The organism is Rhodococcus sp. OK302 (assembly GCF_002245895.1).
Classification (GTDB): domain Bacteria; phylum Actinomycetota; class Actinomycetes; order Mycobacteriales; family Mycobacteriaceae; genus Rhodococcus_F.
Map to the genome: position 1 here is coordinate 2,856,742 of NZ_NPJZ01000001.1, position 16,028 is coordinate 2,872,769.

Annotated in this window: 18 protein-coding genes; 7 read left to right on the forward strand and 11 right to left on the reverse strand. The window is 62.5% G+C overall.

The annotated features are described in order from the left end of the window. Nucleotides 1–56: 56 nt before the first annotated feature. From BDB13_RS13080 to sdhC, 4 genes are read right to left on the reverse strand one after another with little or no spacing between them, the layout of a single operon-like run. The gene (locus BDB13_RS13080) at nt 57–824 is read right to left on the reverse strand and encodes a succinate dehydrogenase iron-sulfur subunit (RefSeq protein WP_094272014.1); all 768 of its coding nucleotides are present in this window, start codon (nt 822–824) and stop codon (nt 57–59) included. Then, nucleotides 824–2,575 (reverse strand): succinate dehydrogenase flavoprotein subunit, encoded by a 1,752-nt coding sequence (gene sdhA, locus BDB13_RS13085; RefSeq protein ID WP_094272015.1) that lies wholly within the window; start codon nt 2,573–2,575, stop codon nt 824–826. Before sdhA ends, BDB13_RS13080 begins: the two co-directional genes overlap by 1 nt. Before the next feature lie 15 nt (nt 2,576–2,590). Next, nucleotides 2,591–3,049: a succinate dehydrogenase hydrophobic membrane anchor subunit gene (locus BDB13_RS13090; RefSeq protein ID WP_094272016.1), complete on the reverse strand. Its 459-nt coding sequence runs from the start codon at nt 3,047–3,049 to the stop codon at nt 2,591–2,593. Nucleotide 3,050: 1 nt separating this feature from the next. Continuing rightward, entirely contained in the window at nt 3,051–3,455 is a 405-nt protein-coding gene (sdhC, locus tag BDB13_RS13095) for a succinate dehydrogenase, cytochrome b556 subunit (protein WP_169637068.1), read from the reverse strand. Nucleotides 3,456–3,709: 254 nt separating this feature from the next. Between sdhC and BDB13_RS13100 the strand changes: the two genes are divergently transcribed. From BDB13_RS13100 to BDB13_RS13110, 3 genes are read left to right on the forward strand one after another with little or no spacing between them, the layout of a single operon-like run. Next, a complete protein-coding gene (locus BDB13_RS13100) occupies nt 3,710–4,114 on the forward strand; it encodes a cytidine deaminase (RefSeq protein WP_094272018.1) in 405 nt (134 codons plus the stop codon). Continuing rightward, nucleotides 4,107–5,402, forward strand: a complete 1,296-nt coding sequence (locus tag BDB13_RS13105) for a thymidine phosphorylase (RefSeq protein WP_094272019.1) — start codon at nt 4,107–4,109, stop codon at nt 5,400–5,402. The genes BDB13_RS13100 and BDB13_RS13105 overlap by 8 nt, the downstream gene beginning before the upstream one ends. A gap of 10 nt (nt 5,403–5,412) precedes the next feature. Beyond that, on the forward strand, nt 5,413–6,498 hold the full coding sequence (locus BDB13_RS13110) for an adenosine deaminase (RefSeq protein ID WP_094272020.1): 1,086 nt from the start codon (nt 5,413–5,415) through the stop codon (nt 6,496–6,498). A gap of 78 nt (nt 6,499–6,576) precedes the next feature. Here the strand turns inward: BDB13_RS13110 and BDB13_RS13115 are convergent, their stop codons facing one another. Genes BDB13_RS13115 through BDB13_RS13135 form a run of 5 tightly spaced genes read right to left on the reverse strand, consistent with a single transcriptional unit; the run spans nt 6,577 to nt 9,800 of the window. After that, entirely contained in the window at nt 6,577–7,812 is a 1,236-nt protein-coding gene (locus tag BDB13_RS13115) for a primosomal protein (RefSeq protein ID WP_094272021.1), read from the reverse strand. A 47-nt stretch (nt 7,813–7,859) separates the two neighbouring features. Next, nucleotides 7,860–8,138 (reverse strand): YbaB/EbfC family nucleoid-associated protein, encoded by a 279-nt coding sequence (locus BDB13_RS13120; protein ID WP_254922807.1) that lies wholly within the window; start codon nt 8,136–8,138, stop codon nt 7,860–7,862. A 17-nt stretch (nt 8,139–8,155) separates the two neighbouring features. Further along, nucleotides 8,156–8,503: a hypothetical protein gene (locus tag BDB13_RS13125; protein ID WP_094272023.1), complete on the reverse strand. Its 348-nt coding sequence runs from the start codon at nt 8,501–8,503 to the stop codon at nt 8,156–8,158. 8 nt (nt 8,504–8,511) lie between these two features. Then, a complete protein-coding gene (locus BDB13_RS13130) occupies nt 8,512–9,489 on the reverse strand; it encodes a C40 family peptidase (RefSeq protein ID WP_094272024.1) in 978 nt (325 codons plus the stop codon). Beyond that, nucleotides 9,486–9,800, reverse strand: coding sequence for a type VII secretion target (locus BDB13_RS13135; RefSeq protein WP_254922808.1), 315 nt, complete (start codon nt 9,798–9,800; stop codon nt 9,486–9,488). Before BDB13_RS13135 ends, BDB13_RS13130 begins: the two co-directional genes overlap by 4 nt. A gap of 85 nt (nt 9,801–9,885) precedes the next feature. Between BDB13_RS13135 and upp the strand changes: the two genes are divergently transcribed. Then, on the forward strand, nt 9,886–10,509 hold the full coding sequence (upp, locus tag BDB13_RS13140) for a uracil phosphoribosyltransferase (protein ID WP_094272026.1): 624 nt from the start codon (nt 9,886–9,888) through the stop codon (nt 10,507–10,509). 10 nt (nt 10,510–10,519) lie between these two features. Here upp and BDB13_RS13145 read toward each other — a convergent pair whose 3' ends face one another. After that, the gene (locus BDB13_RS13145) at nt 10,520–11,938 is read right to left on the reverse strand and encodes a phospho-sugar mutase (protein ID WP_441347231.1); all 1,419 of its coding nucleotides are present in this window, start codon (nt 11,936–11,938) and stop codon (nt 10,520–10,522) included. Nucleotides 11,939–12,096: 158 nt separating this feature from the next. After that, nucleotides 12,097–12,882, reverse strand: coding sequence for a purine-nucleoside phosphorylase (locus tag BDB13_RS13150; protein WP_094272028.1), 786 nt, complete (start codon nt 12,880–12,882; stop codon nt 12,097–12,099). Between the two features lie 67 nt (nt 12,883–12,949). On the opposite strand from BDB13_RS13150, the gene BDB13_RS13155 reads away from it, so the two are divergent. Genes BDB13_RS13155 through BDB13_RS13165 form a run of 3 tightly spaced genes read left to right on the forward strand, consistent with a single transcriptional unit; the run spans nt 12,950 to nt 15,981 of the window. After that, entirely contained in the window at nt 12,950–13,648 is a 699-nt protein-coding gene (locus BDB13_RS13155; protein WP_094272029.1) for an enoyl-CoA hydratase/isomerase family protein, read from the forward strand. A gap of 12 nt (nt 13,649–13,660) precedes the next feature. Beyond that, complete coding sequence (locus BDB13_RS13160) at nt 13,661–14,821, forward strand: M20 family metallopeptidase (protein WP_094272030.1); 1,161 nt, start codon at nt 13,661–13,663, stop codon at nt 14,819–14,821. After that, nucleotides 14,818–15,981: a M20 family metallopeptidase gene (locus BDB13_RS13165; protein WP_094272031.1), complete on the forward strand. Its 1,164-nt coding sequence runs from the start codon at nt 14,818–14,820 to the stop codon at nt 15,979–15,981. Before BDB13_RS13160 ends, BDB13_RS13165 begins: the two co-directional genes overlap by 4 nt. Nucleotides 15,982–16,028: the final 47 nt, after the last annotated feature.

Genomic DNA, 16,028 nt, shown 5'->3' on the forward strand with positions numbered 1-16,028 from the left:
GACAACAAAAGTGCCCCTCCCGAAGACGGAAGGGGCACTTTTTGTATTCGAAAGGTTTAGCGCGCGAACAAGAGTGCGCGCTTGACTTCCTGAATCGCCTTGGTCACCTGGATGCCACGAGGGCATGCGTCGGTGCAGTTGAAGGTGGTGCGGCAACGCCACACACCTTCCTTGTCGTTCAGGATGTCGAGACGCTCGGCAGCGCCTTCGTCACGACTGTCGAAGATGAAGCGGTGTGCGTTCACGATGGCAGCAGGACCGAAGTAGCTACCGTCGCTCCAGTACACGGGGCACGACGTGGTGCAGCAAGCGCACAGGATGCACTTGGTGGTGTCGTCGAAACGCGCACGGTCGTGAGCACTCTGGATGCGCTCGTTGGTCGGTGCGTTGCCCGTCGTGATGAGGAACGGCTTCACGGCGCGGAATGCGTCGAAGAAGGGTTCCATGTCAACGATGAGGTCCTTCTCGACCGGCAAGCCGCGGATGGGCTCGATGGTGATGGTGACCGGCTTGCCGTCCTTGGGGAGCATGTCCTTCATCAGGATCTTGCACGCCAAGCGGTTGACACCGTTGATACGCATGGCATCGGAACCACAGACGCCGTGTGCGCAGCTACGACGGAACGTGAGGGTGCCGTCGAGGTAGCCCTTCACGTACATCAGCAGGTTGAGCATGCGGTCGGTCGGCAGAGCCGGAACCTGGAAACTGTCCCAACGCTGGCCGTCGCCCGACTCTGGATCCATGCGTGCGATCTTGAGAGTCACCATAACGGCGCCCTCGGGGACCGGGGGAAGCTTCGGCGCTTCTACAGCAGGCGCAGACATCAGTACTTACGCTCCATCGGCTCGTAGCGGGTCTGTACCACCGGCTTGTAGTCCAGACGGATGTCGGAGAGCAGGCCGTCGCCCTCCTTGTATGCCATCGTGTGCTTCATGTACTCGGCATCGTTGCGATCCGGGAAGTCCTCACGAGCGTGTCCGCCGCGTGATTCCTTACGGTTGAGCGCACCGACGACGGTGACCTCTGCCATTTCGAGCAGGAAGCCCAGTTCGATGGCCTCGAGCAGGTCGCTGTTGTAGCGCTTGCCCTTGTCCTGAACCGTGATGTGGTTGTAACGCTCCTTGAGAGCACGCACATCCGCGAGGGCCTGGGTGAGGCGCTCTTCGGTACGGAACACAGATGCGTTGTTGTCCATCGACTGCTGGAGTTCGGTGCGGATGTCCGCAACGCGCTCGTGGCCGTGATCGGACAGGATGACGCCGACCCAGTCTTCGACCATGGTGGCCGGAGCTTCGGGCATGTCGACGAACTCGGTGGAGTTCGCGTACTCGGCGGCAGCGATGCCGGCGCGACGGCCGAACACGTTGATGTCGAGGAGCGAGTTGGTGCCGAGACGGTTTGCACCGTGCACGGAGACGCAGGCGCATTCGCCGGCGGCGTACAGGCCCTTGACGACCTCGGTGTTGTTGCGCAGAACCTCACCGTTGATCTTGGTGGGGATACCGCCCATGACGTAGTGGCACGTCGGGTAGACGGGCACGGGCTCCTTGACGGGGTCCACGCCGAGGTAGGTGCGCGAGAACTCCATGATGTCGGGGAGCTTCTCGTCGAGAACTTCCTCGGGGATGTGCGTCACGTCGATGTAGACGTAGTCCTTGTTGGGGCCGGCGCCGCGGCCTTCGAGGACCTCGAGAACCATCGAACGCGCGACGATGTCACGCGGAGCGAGGTCCTTGATGGTGGGGGCGTAGCGCTCCATGAAGCGCTCACCATCGGCATTACGGAGAATGCCGCCTTCACCACGAACGGCTTCCGAGATCAGGATGCCCAGACCAGCCAACCCTGTCGGGTGGAACTGGTGGAACTCCATGTCCTCGAGGGGGAGGCCCTTGCGGAAGATGATGCCCATGCCGTCACCGGTGAGGGTGTGCGCGTTGGACGTCGTCTTGTACATGCGTCCCGAGCCGCCGGTCGCGAAGATGATCGACTTGGCGTGGAAGATGTGCAGCTCGCCGGTCGAGAGCTCGTAGGCGATGACGCCGGTAGCAACCGGGCCGTCCTCGGTCTCGGTGATGGCGATGTCGAGTGCATAGAACTCGTTGAAGAACTCGACGTCGTGCTTGACGCAGTTCTGGTAGAGAGTCTGCAGAATCATGTGGCCGGTGCGGTCGGCGGCGTAGCACGCACGGCGAACCGGGGCCTTACCGTGATCGCGGGTGTGGCCACCGAATCGACGCTGGTCGATCTTGCCTTCGGGTGTGCGGTTGAACGGCAGACCCATCTTCTCGAGGTCGAGCACCGCGTCGATGGCCTCTTTGGCCATGATCTCGACAGCGTCCTGGTCGGCGAGGTAGTCGCCGCCCTTGACGGTGTCGAAGGTGTGCCACTCCCAGTTGTCTTCCTCCACGTTCGCCAGTGCGGCGCACATGCCGCCCTGGGCCGCGCCGGTGTGGCTGCGGGTGGGGTAGAGCTTGGTCAGTACGGCCGTGCGGGCGCGGGGGCCTGCTTCGATGGCCGCACGCATGCCGGCGCCGCCGGCACCGACGATGACCACGTCATAACGATGTTCCTGCATGAAGTCTGTGCTCCCCTAGCTCGCCGAGATATTGGGGTCGAAGGTGAAGATGACGTACGTGCCCAGGGCCATGATCAGAATCATCGAGATGACGAGGATCGTGGTCAGCCAGAAACGCGTCGAATCCTTGCGGGAGTAGTCCGCGATGACCGTGCGCAGGCCGTTGCCGCCGTGAAGCTGTGCCAGCCAGAGCATCGACAGGTCCCAGACCTGCCAGAACGGGCTGGACCAGCGGCCTGCAACGAATGCGAAGTTCAGACGGTGAACGCCACCGTCGAGCATCAGCATGATGAACATGTGGCCCAGGACCAGGACGATCAGGGCAACGCCGGAGAAGCGCATGAACAGCCATGCGTACAGCTCGAAGTTGCTCCGCGACTTAGCCCGCGGGGACCGCGGGTTGTCCAGGCTTGCCGGACGGTCGTAAGAGGTACCCAGTGTCTTGGCTTCGGGTCCGTGAGTAGAAGTCGCCATGTCAGTGCTCCGCAAACATGTTGATGAGGATGCGTCCGGCGCCCGGGATCATCACCAGGAACCAGATCGCCAGAATGGTCCAGAGCATGACGCGCTGGTACTTCGGGCCCTTCGACCAGAAGTCCACGAGCATCACACGCACGCCGTTGAGGGCGTGATAGAGGACCACACCGACGAGGCCGATCTCCATGAGACCGACAAGGGGGTTCTTGTACGTGTCGATGACGGCGTCATACGTGTCGGGATTGACCCGCACGAGTGCCGTATCGAGAACGTGTACGAATAGGAAGAAGAAAGTTGCGACGCCTGTGATCCGGTGTAGAACCCAGGACCACATTCCGGGGTCGCCCCGGTAAAGCGACCTCGTGCGCTCCTTCTGAGGAGCGGCTTCAGTCGTAGTACTCATCGAGTGCTGTGCCTCCAACGTCATTGGTGGACGCGTCGAGCCTGCAGAGAGCTTTCGATGTACTCAGCCCGGGGCTCGACGGGGTCCTGAACCGACTTGACTCAGACTCTAAACCTATGTGAAACGGGGAACTAATCAGCCGTGGGGTTCGTACACGCACCAAACCTTTTGTAAGGTTTGCCTTTCCAATGTCGCTTTGGCGGTTCCGGTCCGCTTTCTGCATCCATTCAGTCGGCGTGATTGTATTACGAACCATGGGTGAAATTGACTGGGAGTTGTTGCGCGACAACGCGAGACAGGTGATGTGCCAGGCCTATGCCCCCTACTCCGGATTTAGGGTAGGTGCCGCTGCACTGGTAGACGATGGTCGAATCGTCTCCGGATGCAATGTGGAAAATGTCTCATACGGTTTGAGCCTGTGTGCGGAATGTGGACTGGTGAGTAACTTAGCCGCGACCGGCGGTGGACGGTTGATTGCCTTCTCCTGCTGTGATGCCGACGGCAAGATCTTGATGCCGTGCGGCCGCTGCCGGCAGCTCCTGCTCGAACACGGCGGGGGCGAACTCCTCATCGACACATCTCGAGGGCCGAGACAGTTGGCAGAGTTGCTGCCAGAAGCATTCGGACCCGAACAAGCAGAAGGGCTTCGTCGTGTTTGACGCCGTCTCCATCATCAGAGCCAAGCGTGACGGGCTGGAACTCTCGGGCACGGAGATTGACTGGGTCGTGCAAGCGTTCACCGCGGGGGTTGTCCCGGACGAGCAGATGTCCGCTCTCGCCATGGCGATCTATTTCCGCGGAATGACTCGTTCGGAGACCAGTCGGTGGACCCGCGCGATGATCGAATCCGGCTCCGCGATGGACTTTTCGGACTTGCCCTGCCCGACCGTCGACAAACATTCCACCGGTGGTGTGGGGGACAAGATCACGCTTCCTCTGGCGCCGCTCGTTGCGGCCTGCGGGTTGGCAGTGCCGCAACTGTCCGGACGAGGCCTGGGCCATGCGGGCGGAACTCTCGACAAACTCGAAGCAATTCCGGGGTGGCGCGCAGACCTGTCGACGGCTGAGATGGTCGAGATTCTGTCGGATCCGAAGATCGGGGCCGTTATCTGTGCGGCCGGTACGAATCTTGCTCCCGCGGACAAGAAGCTCTACGCACTCCGCGACGTGACCGGATCGGTGGAATCCATTCCGCTGATCGCGAGTTCGATCATGAGCAAGAAGATCGCCGAAGGTACCGGCGCCCTGGTGCTGGACGTGAAGGTCGGGTCCGGGGCGTATATGAAGGAACTCGGCGACGCGCGAGAATTGGCCCGCACCATGGTCGAACTGGGCAACGACGCCGGCGTGCGGACAACGGCGTTCATCACCGAGATGGGCACACCGCTGGGACTCACTGCCGGTAATGCACTCGAAGTTCGGGAGTCGGTGGAGGTACTGGCCGGCGGTGGACCGTCGGACGTCGTCGAACTGACGCTTGCACTCGCCCGGGAAATGTTGTCTGCAGCCGGAATTGACGACGTCGACCCCGCGCAGAAATTGGCCGACGGGAGTGCGATGGATCGGTGGCGCGCCATGATCGCCGCGCAGGGCGGCGATCCGGACGCGACGTTGCCGGTCGCCCGACACACCGAGGTGATTACCGCCGATCGTGACGGTGTTCTCAACCGACTCGATGCGATGGGCGTTGGTGTCGCAGCGTGGAAACTGGGCGCGGGACGAGAGTTCCAAGGCCAGGTCGTGCAAGCCGGCGCCGGAGTGCAGATGCACGCAAAACCCGGGGACCGGGTACGTGCCGGGCAGCCATTGCTGACTTTGCACACCGACACCCCCGAGCGCTTCGGCGCCGCCCGTCGGAGCCTGGACGGCAGTTGGGCGATCGGCGGTGTCGAGGACTTCGTTGAGGTGCCCTTGCTCATCGAGCGGATATCGGGCGAATCGGGTTAGCTTATGACGCATGAACGTACCGGTGTTGGACTCGATCCGTAGGGCGCCCAAAGTTCTACTCCACGACCACCTCGACGGTGGCTTACGGCCGCAGACGGTTCTGGAACTTGCGGAACACTGTGGGTATCAGGATCTTCCCGCTCAGACTGCTCCGGAACTCGCACACTGGTTCAGGACCGCAGCAGACAGCGGATCTCTCGAGTTGTACCTCGAAACCTTCGCGCACACCGTCGCTGTCATGCAGACGCCCGAAGGTTTGTCCCGGGTGGCACGCGAGTGCGCGGAGGATCTGGCCGATGACAACGTGGTGTACGCAGAAGTGCGGTTCGCGCCCGAACAACACCTCGAGCAAGGTCTGACTCTCGACGAGGTGGTCGAGCACGTACTCGAAGGATTTCGGGCCGGGGAGTCCGCTGCCCGCGCGGTGGGCCGGGAGATCCGGATCGGGTGTCTGCTGACTGCGATGCGTCACGCGGCGCGTTCCCGGGAAATTGCCGAACTTGCCGTGCGGTTCCGGGACCGCGGTGTGGTGGGGTTCGACATTGCCGGCGCCGAAGCCGGGAATCCGCCGAGCCGCCACCTCGACGCCTTCGAGTACATGCGTGATGCCAACGCTCACTTCACGATCCATGCCGGTGAAGCCTTCGGATTGCCGTCGATTCACGAGGCTATTGCATTTTGTGGCGCCGACAGACTGGGGCACGGGGTGCGGATCGTCGACGATGTTTCTGCGGCAGACGACGGAAACCACAAACTCGGTAGGCTCGCGAACTACGTGCGCGACATGCGGATTCCGTTGGAATTGTGCCCGACGTCCAATGTTCAGACCGGAGTGGTCGCAGCGTTGGCCGACCATCCGTTCGGGCTGTTGGCCGACTTACGCTTCCGCGTCACCGTCAACACCGACAACCGACTCATGAGCGATACCAGCATGAGTCGGGAAATGGCGGCGTTGGTGGACACCTTCGGCTACGGCTGGGTCGACCTCGAGCGTTTCACGATCAACGCCATGAAATCAGCATTCCTGCCGTTCGATCAGCGGCTTGCTCTTATAGACGACGTCATCAAGCCCGGTTACGCGGTGTTGGTCGGGTAACCGGGCTTGATAGGTAGATCAGGCCTTGCACACCTGACTGCGTGCAGATCAGGCCTTGCGCAGCCGACTGCTTGCAGGTCAGGCCTTGCGCAGTCGGGCTTCGAACTCGCGATCGAGAGTGCGCCAGGCTTCGGATTCGATGACGAACGGCGGGTTGGGTGCCATCCGTGAGGGGTCGGGATTGAGGAGGTACGAGACGTACCAGCCTAGTTCCGTGGAACCAGCCAACGCTGAGTCGACGGAGTCGTCGCTCGCGAATTCTGCTGCATCGGTGAACAATTCGACGGCCAGTTCGAGTTGCTCGGCGTCGACGGCCTCGGGGCCCTCAGCCAGGTCGTCGGCAATGCCGGGCAGCACGTAGACGTTTTCGTCGGTGACCTCGATTTCGAGGGAACCGTCCACTGCAGCGTTCTGGATCTCGCCGTAGGTGGCAACCTGCGCCAGATCGTGTTCGTGGTTGTCGGCCAGGTACCGGGCGAGGCTGCGCTCGGACGTGAAGACCGTGATCAGTCCGTTCTGTCCGAGGAAGACTGCGCGATCATTCAGGTAGCAGCGCAGGGTGTAGAGCGTGTCGGCCGACGTGATGATGCGGACCGGGTCAACGCCGACGGACTCCCAGAAAGAGTCCTCGAAGTCGTCGTCGCCTTCATCTTCCTCGTCGAACTCTTCGTCTTCGCTTTCCTCGGCAACGTCGTCGGCATCGACGGTGTTCTCGGCAGCAGCGAGGAGTTCGGCTTCGGCAACAGCGACGGCGGCAGCATCGACAGCGGGTGACGTGACCACGGTGTCGATGGCATCGAGCACCTTGTCCCAGTCCTTGGCGATGGCAGCCCCGACCTGATCCCACACTTCGAGACCTTCGCGGCCGTCGAATGTGCTGGCACCGGTGGCGAGTGCGCCCAGGATCGGGTGTCCGCTGAAGAATCGGATGACCGGATCGAGGTCGCAGACCTCACCGATGTTGCGGGCCATGTTCAGAGTCTCTTCGAGTTCTGCGACGACCAGCGATTCAGGGTCACCGGCAGCAAGCTCAGGCACACCGACAAAATCGAAGGTGAAGTTCTCTTCCGGTTCGAGTTCCGCTGCAGAGAGGCCGGATACGACACTCCACGCGGGGTGGTCGACCAAGTCGTTGTCGGTGTCGGTGCGGATGAATGCTGCGAGTTCGGCGACCGACGCGAACCCGTAGAGGTTTTCCTCGTGGCCGAGGAAAGCCTCCCACTCTTCGTCTCCCTCACGCCACCGTGGCGCCCACAAAGTGACGAGGTCTCCGTTGGTGAGCCCGATTTCGATAGGGACGATGTCTCCAGCCATGGGCGGAAGCCTATCCATCGAACCGCCGTAGGCATAGCGCGGGTAGCTCACACCTCGCCGAGTGAGCTGTGGAGCCGACTGATGAGGCGCTCGCGTTCGATCCCGCTGCGGTGAACAGCTTGGTGGATGGTGGCAATCGTCAGAGCGGCCACTGCGCGGGAGTCCATCGTCGTCACCGCATCCGTGATTGTCAGTCCAACAAGCGTTCCGGTGCCGTTCACGCAGGCCACGACGGTGCCGTCGGCACTGGACGCGGTTGTTCGGATCGCGTCGACGTCACCCACCGCGTCTTGCATGAGCCCACACTGACTTTTGGCGCGTTCCATGATTCTGTCCATCTCGTTCATATCGCACGCATCCATGTTGTCGGGGCATCGGCAGCTTGTTCTGCGGCGTCCTGGGCCTCGGCGAGTTGCTCTCGGGTAGCGAGTCCGAGGGCGGTCAATATGGCGTCGGGAACGCCGCTTCCTTCCAACTCGATGCGGTGACGGGCACCGGCCTCGAGTCCGGCTCGATTCGCGAGAGCCAGGATGTTCCGAGCCAGATGAGACCCGCCGTACCGCAGTTCGTCCTGGTGGATGCGGAGGTCGATCGGAACGGCTTGCTCGGTAGCTCGAAGGGCAATGGTGCCGCTGCGATTTGCGGCAACGGCAGTGATGGCGGTTGGCTGATGTTGCGGTGGATTCTGCATGTTCCTACTTATTCGGTCGGTCGGTAGAAGCCGTGAAAGCCCATGCCGATGTTGGAAGTTCGAACCGGACTGACGCTCACGGGGTCGCCTGCTTCGACCATCTGGCCGTTGCCGATCACCATGGCGACGTGACCGTCCCAGACTGCGAGGTCACCGGGCAGGAGATTGTTCTGATCGACTGGACTGCCGATGCTCTGTTCCTGCGCCAGCCTCGGAATGTCGATTCCGGCTTGGCCGTACGCCCATTGCGTCAGCCCGCTGCAATCCAGGCCGACGCCCGGTGTCGTGCCGCCCCAGGCGTACGGAACGCCCTGTTGAGTGAGGGCATTGCGTACCGCGGCGGCAGCTTCGGCGTTGGGGGCCGAGGCAACGGTTCCGTCGGGAAGGTCGATTTGGAGCCCGGCATCCGAACTTCGCGACGCCATGACGGCGTCTGAAGTCGACACGCTTGGTCCGGTTCCCGGTACAGCGTCGGGAATCGCTACCGACGGAACCATCTCGGACATCTTGTCGGTGGATCCGGCGAGGTCGCCGCGCATCCTCTCGACGACCGAAATCGCTCGACCGAGATGTTCGAATGCGGCCGAAACAAGCATCAACTGGCCGGGCGGGGTCATCAAGGACGGTCCGGCTTGCACTGCGAGCGTGAGAAACGACTGAAGGATGTTGTTCAGTTCGTTGACACCGGACGACACCGTTGTTGTTGCTTCGTCGACAATTCCGGCTATCGAAGTCCCACGATCGGTCAGGGCGCGAGTGGATGCCTGCGTCTGCTCGGTAATCGTGCTCGCTGCAGTCATTCCGGCAGTGGATGTTCCGCCGCCGGCAAGTTCGCCGAGCGCAGCCGAGCCCAATTGGTAGGCGATTTCCAGGACGTCCGACGCGATGCGGATTCCGACATCGGGGCCGTTCGAATCCGTAACTCCACTTCCGAGCGTCTGCAACAGGTCGATGATCGGCCGGGCCAGAGCGTCGACGGGGATCATGTTCGCGCCGCATCTGCGATGGTCCGGCGGACTGTTTCGTCGGTTCCTCGGTAGAGGTCATGGGCGTCGAATGTGGCTGCCGAGACGCTGGAAATGACGACACCGAGCCGGTCGAGGTCGTCGACGTGAGTCCGTTGCGCGTCCCCCGTGACACGAACGAAGTCTTCGGCGATCAACCCCAGGACTGCATTGAGTCCGCTGTGGTTGTTGCGGGCTGCGTCGGCCCGTGCCTGAGCAATGGTGTCGGCGACGACGCCCAGTCGTGAGCCGAACTCTGAAATATCCTCGGTACGAGCTACAAAATTGTCCAACTTCTCTTCCCCCCGGTTGCGCTTGTCTCCCTTTCTTGGACGCCGCACAAGCGCTGTCGGTTCCCGAGCAACTATCCTTCTAGTCATGCAAACGCACGTGGTCGACCATCCGCTGGCAGCGGCCCTCCTGACGACAATGCGTGATGCGCGCAGCGACAACTCGACATTCCGGTCGGCCCTGCGTCGACTCACTCACATGCTTGTCTACGAGGCAATGCGCGACGCCGAGGTCGAGGAATTCCCCGTTGACACTCCGGTCGCAGCGACGACGGGTATCCGTCTGGCGAAGCCTCCGCTGCTGGTACCGGTCCTTCGTGCGGGTCTGGGCATGGTCGAGCAGGCCAGTTCGTTGATTCCGTCGGCTGGTGTCGGCTTTGTCGGTATGGCGCGAGACGAAGTCACCCATGAGCCGGTGCCCTACTTGGAATCGTTGCCTGCGGACCTGTCGGGCATCCCGGTATTTGTTCTCGACCCGATGCTGGCGACCGGCGGATCGATGGTGCACACGATCGACCTCCTCGTCGCTCGCGGCGCTACCGACGTGACGGCGGTGTGTGTCGTCGCGGCGCCGCGCGGTGTCGACGCTCTGGCTGCGTCGGGCCATCCTGTGCGTCTGGTTTTGGCCAGTATCGATGACGGACTGGACGAGAACGCCTTCATCGTTCCGGGCCTTGGTGATGCGGGCGATCGGCAGTTCGGACCGCGCTGAGCGACTTGTTCTACAGATTCATTGCGAAGGCCCGGAGCTTGTCAGCCCGGGCCTTTGCTGCTGCCTGGGCTTGGGCGAGTTCGCTGCGATTGTTCACCGGAATCACGACTTCGAGATAAACCTTGAGTTTCGGCTCGGTTCCGGACGGGCGGACGACGACGCGCGTCGTAGCTCCGGTGAACACGATCGCGTCGGTGTGGCGGGGCGATTCGTCGAGGGAAAGGTCTTCGGCGACAACCTTTTCGCCGGCAAGTTCGACCGGCGGGTTGGCTCGTAGCCGGCTCATCCTTGCGCTGATGTCAGCCACTCGGCGCGATACCTGGTCCCCGTGGTGATAGCCGAATTCGAGGGCGTAATCGCCCAGTACATCGATCAATGTTCTGTTGGTTTCGGCAAGCGTGGCAACCAGATCGGAGACAAGAACGGCCGCGGAAATGCCGTCCTTGTCTCGGACGACGTCGGGGTCGACGCAGTGTCCGATGGCCTCTTCGTAGGCGTAGACGAGGCCGTCGCCGGCTCGGGTCAGCCATTTGAATCCGGTGAGGGTGCTCGCGAACCGCGCTCCGCGCGTCGGTGCGAGCTTCGACAGGAGTGTCGACGACACAATTGTTGTTGCTACCAAGGAGTTTGGTGGTGCTGTGGCGAGGACATGATCGGCGAGGAGTATTCCGGTTTCATCCCCGCTGAGCATCCGCCATCCCTCGCCGTCTCGGATCCCGACGGCGCAGCGGTCGGCGTCGGGATCGAGGGCGATCGCGAGGTCGGCGTTCACCTGTTCGGCGAGGGCCAACACAGCATCGGCTGCACCGGGTTCTTCGGGATTGGGAAATGCGACGGTCGGGAAATTCGGATCGGGATCGAATTGTTCTGCTACGACGTGTATGTCGGTGAATCCGGCCGCGTGAAGTGCCGAAAGCGCAGTTTCCCCGCCGACGCCGTGCAAGGGCGTGATCGCGATGCGGATGTTGCGGGCATGACCGTGGGGAAGCGTCGCAACGCGGCTGATGTACTGCTCTACCAGGGAATTGTCGACGGGTGATACTGCAGTTCTCGGCACGTCCGACGCACCGCCGATCCGAGCGATTGCACTTTCGATCTCGCGGTCGGCCGGTGAAACAAGCTGGGATCCGCCGTCGAGATACACCTTGTAACCGTTGTCTGCCGCCGGGTTGTGCGAGGCGGTGATCTGGATTCCGGCGGAGGCTCCGAGCCGTCGGACCGCAAATGCCACAACGGGAGTGGGAAGCGGACGGGGGAGGAGTATCACCTCGAATCCGGCTGCGGTGAGGACTTCGGCTGCAGCGGTAGCGAATGCCTCGGAACCGCGGCGGGCGTCGCGGCCGACGACGACGCGGGATCCGCCGTGGCCGTGCGCGCCCAGCCACGCTCCGAGTCCGGCGGTGGTGCGAATGACGACGGCAAGGTTCATGCCGTGGGGGCCGGCGCGTACCGGCCCACGTAATCCGGCCGTGCCAAATGTCAACGGCGACAAAAAACGTTCGGCTAGTTCAGGTTCCGACAATCTTTCCAGTTCTGCCCGGCTGGCCGGATCGGGATCCGAGTTGATCCAGTCCTGTACAGCCTGGTTCACAGTTCACTGACCAATTGGTGCAGCAGCTTTCCCACTCGGGCGGCAGATGCCTTGCCGGCGGCCAGCACTTCTTGATGGTCGAGGGGAGCTCCGGTGATTCCGGCGGCGAGGTTGGTAACCATGGATATTCCGAGAACCCGCGCCCCGAGTGCGCGGGCCGCGATTGTTTCGTGAACCGTCGACATGCCCACAAGGTCGGCGCCGAGTGTGCGCAGCATTCGGATTTCGGCCGGGGTTTCGTAGTGCGGACCGGGAAGTCCGGCGTACACACCGTCGGCAAGATCGGGATCGATGGACCGTGCCAAGTCGCGAAGTTCGGGGGAGTAGGCGTCGACGAGGTCGACAAATTCCGCTCCGACCAACGGTGATCGGGCGGTCAGGTTGAGGTGGTCACTGATCAGAACGGGCTGTCCGACGGTGTAGTCCTCCCGGATTCCGCCGGCCGCATTGGTCAAGATGACCGTGTCGACGCCGGCAGCAATTGCGGTGCGGACGGGGTGAACGACGACGCCGAGGTCGTGGCCCTCGTACGCGTGCGCGCGCCCGAGGAGGAGTAGCACGTTGGTGTTGCCGACGGTGACCGTGCGAATGGTGCCGACGTGGCCCAGAGCGGACGGCGGAGCAAAGCCGGGCAGATCGGCCATCGACACTTCGGCGGTGGGTTCACCGAACTGGTCGGCCGCGTCGGTCCATCCGGATCCGAGGACCACGGCGACGGTCGGCGACGGGCTTCCCGTCATGGCGGACAGAGCGGCGGCAGCGGCTTCGGCGATCGTTCCCATGTGAGCAACCCTACTGGCGAGTCGGGTCGGTTCGTAGAGTGTGCGCTGGGGCGTTAGTCTCCCATCCATGCCTTATCTCGAACGCGACGGCGACGTATTCATCCTGTACCTCGGCAACGAGGGCGAAACGGACAACGAGAACCGCTTCAGTCCCGAGTGGATCGACGCGGTGCACAGCAAACTCGACGAGGTCGAGGCTCATGAGGGCCCGGCTGCGCTGGTGACCACGGCAACAGGCAAATTTTACACGAACGGCCTGGACACGACGTGGATCTTCTCCAATGCCGACGGTCTGCCGGGGTACCTGGACAAGGTGCACACCCTCTACAGCCGTCTACTGGCCTTCCCGATGGCAACTGTGGCCGCAGTCCAGGGTCATGCCTTCGGTGCCGGTGCAATGTTCGCGACGGCTCACGATTTCCAGATCATGCGCAGCGATCGCGGTTTCTACTGCTTGCCCGAGGTCAGCTTGAACATGCCGTTCACCGTGGGAATGTCCGCGCTCCTCAACGGCCGCCTACCCAAGCAGACCGCGGTCGAGGCCATGACGACTGGCCGTCGTTTCGGAGGCGTCGACGCGCTCGCCGCCGGAATTGTGCAGGAGACCGTGGACGGTGATGCGGTGCTCGCGGCAGCTGTTGCCAAGGCTGCTGCGCTGACCGCGACGCACGGGAAGAACCTGGCAGGAATCAAGGCCGGAATTCATCGTGACGTGTTGGCTGATCTTGGACGGGTGACTGACAAGAGCAACTTCTCGTTCGGGTGAGACAATGATCCGGTGAATCACAATGTCGACGGTGCAGTCAGGTCTGTGGAGACCGATCTGATTGCGCTGTCGCATTCGATTCACAGCGATCCGGAGCTTGCGTTCGAGGAATTCCGCAGCTCAGCCAAAGTTTCCGAACTATTGGGGCAGCACGGCTTTGCGATCACACGGGGCATCGCCGATCTTCCGACTGCTTTCGACGCGACCTACGGCAGCGGCGAGTTGGTTATCGCGATTTGTGCCGAGTACGACGCTCTTCCGGAAATCGGTCATGCCTGTGGGCACAACATCATTGCGGCCGCCGCTGTCGGTGCCGGTATCGCGTTGGCGTCTGTTGCCGATCAACTCGATATCACCGTCCGAGTGATCGGAACCCCGGCCGAGGAAACCGGTGGGGGCAAGGTGCTGATGCTCGAGCGTGGTGTATTCGACGGAGTGGGTGCGGCGATGATGGTGCATCCGGGGCCCATCGATATCGTCGGCGCTACGTCCCTGGCGCTCTCGGATATTGCGGTCAACTATTTCGGTCGCGAAGCCCATGCGTCGGCAGCGCCGGAATTCGGACTCAATGCAGCGGACGCCGCGACCCTCGCGCAGGTGGCGGTTGGCCTGCTGCGTCAGCACCTTCTGCCGGGGCAGCAGATTCACGGCATCGTCAGCGACGGCGGCGCTGCTCCGAACATTGTTCCGGCGCGCTCGGAATTGTTGTACTACCTACGCGCGGAGACAGCGGAGTCTCTGGAAAATCTGTCCGAGCGTGCGGAGGCCTGTTTTGCTGCCGGGGCCTTGGGTACCGGCTGCACACACGAAATCCGCACGGTATCCCCGACATACACGGAACTGACACCCGACCCGTGGCTGGCGGATGTGTACCGCGAGCAGATCGCAGATCTGGGACGGGTGCCGTTGGCGCTCGAATGGGAACGCTCGCGTCCGCTCGGCAGTACCGACATGGGTAATGTCACCAACGTGATTCCAGGAATTCACCCGGTTATCGGTTTGGATTCTGCTGGGGCAGTGACGCATCAACCGGAGTTCGCCGCGGCCTGTGTCACGGAATCTGCTGATCGCGCCGTCATCGACGGCGCAATCGCATTGGCCCGCACTGCTGTCCGGGTAGCGTCCGATCCATCGGAACGCGCCCGCTTGTTGGAAGGAGTAGATCGCCGGTGAACGCGGCAATCGATACTTGGATTCACGCGCATACCGACGATCTTGTCGCGTGGCGACGGCACATTCACGCCAACCCCGAGTTGGCCCGCCATGAGTACGCGACAACGGAATTCGTCGCGACACGACTCACAGCGGCCGGTCTCACGCCGAAAATTCTTCCCGGCGGCACCGGTCTGACGTGTGACATCGGTCCGGACGGACCGCGGATCGCGTTGCGCGCTGACATGGATGCCTTGCCGATGCAGGAAGCAACGGGAGCGACGTATTCGTCGACCGTTCCCGGTGTTTCCCACGCCTGCGGGCACGACGCCCACACTACGATTCTGTTGGGTGCCGGACTGGCCTTGGCATCGCTGCCGGCACTGCCGGTCGGCGTTCGCTTGATCTTCCAGCCCGCCGAGGAAGTGATGCCGGGCGGTGCGCTCGACGTCATTGCTTCCGGCGCGCTCGACGGTGTGTCGAGAATCTTTGCTCTGCACTGCGATCCGCGACTCGAGGCCGGACAGGTCGGTATGCGACTGGGACCGATCACATCAGCCGCCGATACCGTCGAGGTGGTTCTGGACTCTCCGGGAGGGCACACGTCTCGGCCACACCTGACCACCGATCTGATCTACGCGCTCGGAACAGTGGTCACGGGCTTGCCCGGAATGCTCAGCCGACGTATCGATCCGCGCACCGGCACCGTCATGGTGTGGGGCGCTGTCAGTGCCGGCCAGGCTCCCAATGCGATTCCGCAGACCGGCATGATGACCGGCACGGTCCGAACCGGTGATCACGAAACGTGGGAACTGCTCGAGCCTCTCGTCGAGGAAATCGTGCACGGACTGCTCGCCCCCACCGGCGTTCGCTATCACTTGAACTATCGACGTGGTGTCCCGCCGGTAGTCAACGACGAAGTCTCGACGCGTATGTTCGAGGACGCCATCGGCACAGTCGGGCAGGACGCCCTGGCGGACACCCCGCAATCCGGTGGTGGAGAAGACTTCTCGTGGTATCTCGAGACGGTTCCCGGTGCCATGGCGCGGTTGGGCGTGTGGTCGGGTGAAGGGGATCAACTTGACATTCACCAGCCCACATTCGATTTGGACGAGCGTGCACTCGGTGTCGGTGTGAAGGTTCTCGCGGGACTGGTTCTGGGGCCTGGCTCTGGGGCCTGATTCTCGGTCTAGTTCTCGGTTATTACCGGTTCCCGTCGGGGGCACCG